Here is a 2,532-nt window from a genome sequence, read left to right on the forward strand (position 1 = left end):
CGTAGGAGACCCGCCTGCTCAATGAAGGAGTCTCATGTCTTCGCGACAGACCACCAGTTGCTACTCGGGACTGTCCGTCTACTCCCAGGCAATCGCCCTGCTTCCCGCCTTGGTATCGTCTGTTGGCTGCTACCGAATCGGAGGTCTCCTGAGAGGCGTATCTGATGGAGCGATATTACAGCCGTCTCACCAGACTGTGGCGAGCCGCATCACTATCGACCTGGGGCTTCCAGTGTGCGTGGCCTTGGTTGGCTGACGACAAGGGGTGGGTTGCTGCTGAGCAGATCAGACCGGATCCATCCACGTGGGTTCGTCCTCGGTGTGGCTGCCCATGTTGATGCTGCGTCGACTGGTCTCCCCGGGTCTCAGCGCGATGGTCGCTTGCCGATCTGTGTAGTGTATGGGATCGGGTGTCCGTACCGGTCAGTGGTCGCTTGGGCCCCGGTGGGTGGCACCGCCCTATGTTATTCACACGCTCTGTCGGATCCTCTGGGTAGCTCTTTTTTTATTTTTATTATCAGTCGGTTCTTCGACAGAGTAACCCCGCTACGTCTTGCGATTATACTGGTTATTGTCCGTAATCTAGAACTTCAGCTAAGCGGTCTAAGTGTAATCGTGTCGGTAATCGGGTGTGGTGGCAACGCTACCGTATTTTTGTGAATTATTCTATTTAAATTTGAATGAGAGGCTCCGTTGAAATTCTCAGAAAGTGATACGTTCTACTCCGGTTCCGGTCAATACAGGTGACTCAGAAACCTATATCGGTCGTCACCGATTCTCGTCGATCCACTCGCAGAACGCTTCGAAATTCTCCACACCGGCGTCGTCAGCAGTATCATGGAGCGTTCCGATGCTGATTGAGTCGTGGGCCGGAACAGTCACCGTACGCGTATCCGTGTTCTCATGGCTTTCTGGTGGATCCCATCGAAGAATCAGGTGATCCCCTGTGGTACGGACGTGCTGAAACCCACCAACGTTCACCAGCACTTTGTACACGTCTTCACCCGAAAAGTCCCGTGTCACCATTGCTACTGTAGGACATCGGGAAGCTCATCGCTCTGTGATTGAGCGACTTCAGGATCAACACCGAGGTCACGTATCTCCTCATCGGTTGGAGGCCGCCCGCCATCACCTTCTACCGCCTCAATGACGGCATCAAGATTGTCAAGTGCTACGTCCCGGCTTTTACCTTGAGCAGTCACGCCGACACGGAGATCACGAGCCGTCCACTGGCCATCTGGGTTCTTCACTAAGCGGATTTCCCGTTCAGGAGGGTCCGAATTCCCAGAATCAGCTCGTGCCATACCTGCCGGTACTTCACCGAGACGCAAAACGCTTCGGGAGACCTACCGTCTCACACATGCCATTAGTGCTCGATACGCACTCTTTGTCGACCGGCTGTTTCAGCCGATAATATATCTGAATAATAGGATTTCAGCAGAGCCGAATGAGAATTTGGATTGCGGTACGTCAAGTGAACGCCTGTGGGCTCAGCCATCGAGATCTGATCCCGTCTAGTAGTTGGTGAACGCACCCCGGGGTCAAGCCCCGAGGCTTCCTGCTTCAACGACGCGCTTTGCATCCACGGCCTCTCGGTGAGGCGTGAACGTAGGGAGCGCAGTCTACACAGGCGTTGATTCGGACTGTCCCAGCCCTAACTGCCGCAATCCACGAGTGAGAATATTCTTCGCCGCGTTCAAATCACGATCTTCCTTGTGTCCGCACGCAGGGCACGAATGCTCCCGCACCCAGATCGGCTTGGCCGTCTCGACGCCACAAACCGAACACTCTTTTGTCGTCCCACGAGGTTCAACCGTTTCAACGTGTGTGCCGTGTAATTCACCTTTGTACTCTAACAGTTCGATGAACTGCGACCACGCCGCATCCTGTTTGCTTTTCGCATTTTGACTGGTTTCCAGCATCGGTTTCACGTCCAAATCCTCCACGGCCACCACATCGTACTTTTTCACGAGCCACGTCGTCAGCTTGTGCTGGAAATCTTCGACCTTCCGCTTGATTTTGCGTTTGGCTCGCGCCACCTGNNCAGTCTTCGGGTTTAATCTCACTCAGTGACGGTTTCTCTGGCGTGTCTTCCACGGTGGTGACGAGCGAGACGTACCACTCACCCGTCGATTCTTTTTTGAGGATGACCTCGTCAATCTCGTCTTTGGATGGCACGTTGCGGTCTGCTCGGATATTGAACCAGCCGATCTTTTCGAGTCGGAGTCGCACGAATCGGTCGTCGCCCGTGTTGTGATCCACGTTCCAGCGACGGGGTTGATTGTACGACACTGACCGAAATTCGCCTTTGCCTTGCCACTGTAACCTTCCGACGTTGTAGCCGTTTTCTCGACGTTCTTGTAGTGTTTCCAGATCGCTGTGGATCTGAGTGATGGCTTGTTGTGCGGCGTGTCTGGAGGGTTCCGCGAAGGTCGGCCAGCGGTCTGCCCAAGCGGTGAGTTTGTTGTGTTGGTCGTAGTCTGATGGTCGGTCGTTGTAGTCGGAGTTGTAGTAGTCTCGGACAGTGTGGTG

The 2,532-nt window shown here is 54.3% G+C and carries 2 protein-coding genes and 1 pseudogene; all 3 read right to left on the reverse strand.

Going from position 1 to position 2,532, the window contains the following annotated elements; all coding sequences use genetic code 11:
- Positions 1-768: 768 nt before the first annotated feature.
- On the reverse strand, positions 769-1,026 hold the full coding sequence (locus Z052_RS10550; RefSeq protein WP_094520314.1) for a type II toxin-antitoxin system HicA family toxin: 258 nt from the start codon (positions 1,024-1,026) through the stop codon (positions 769-771).
- A gap of 2 nt (positions 1,027-1,028) precedes the next feature.
- Positions 1,029-1,304, reverse strand: coding sequence for a HicB family protein (locus Z052_RS10555; protein WP_094520315.1), 276 nt, complete (start codon positions 1,302-1,304; stop codon positions 1,029-1,031).
- Positions 1,305-1,541: 237 nt separating this feature from the next.
- Positions 1,542-2,532, reverse strand: a pseudogene (locus tag Z052_RS21390) (RNA-guided endonuclease InsQ/TnpB family protein); the annotation flags it as partial.

Source organism: Halorubrum sp. C191 (assembly GCF_002727095.1).
Classification (GTDB): domain Archaea; phylum Halobacteriota; class Halobacteria; order Halobacteriales; family Haloferacaceae; genus Halorubrum; species Halorubrum ezzemoulense.